The 393-nt window shown below is 69.0% G+C and carries 1 pseudogene; it reads right to left on the bottom strand.

The annotated features are described in order from the left end of the window. Positions 1–327: pseudogene (locus H926_RS28775) on the bottom strand (hypothetical protein); the annotation flags it as partial. Positions 328–393: the final 66 nt, after the last annotated feature.

Raw genomic sequence — 393 nt, 5'->3', positions numbered from 1 at the left:
GTGCCAGGGCCCGGCAATCTCGATCCGCGCCGCGGCCCGCAGCGGCGTGATAACGCTGGCCGGCGCGCTCGCATCGGCCAGGCCGCCGGGCAGCCGCAGCAGCCCTTCCCCGCGCAGGAATATCGCCAGCATGGCTGGGCCGGCCGGCAGCAAGTCTTCCTGCAGCGGATCGGCGCCGCATATCTGGAAAAAGCTGCCGATATAAGGCGCCAGGGCAGGCGGCGCGGGCCAGTGATCAAGAGTCAGGCTATCCCCGCCAGTGTCGGTGCGTCCCCAGGAACGCAGGCCGATACCCGCAGGGTGCCGCGGCGCCGTGGCATGGTTCATCGCTGCACCCGGAACGGCTGCCGATACTGTGATCTTTCGTATTGCCCCATGGCTGCCAGCGACCAT

The sequence above is a fragment of the Novosphingobium sp. B-7 genome (assembly GCF_000410615.1).
Classification (GTDB): Bacteria; Pseudomonadota; Alphaproteobacteria; order Sphingomonadales; family Sphingomonadaceae; genus Novosphingobium; species Novosphingobium capsulatum.
This window is presented reverse-complemented; position numbering and strand designations above follow the sequence as displayed.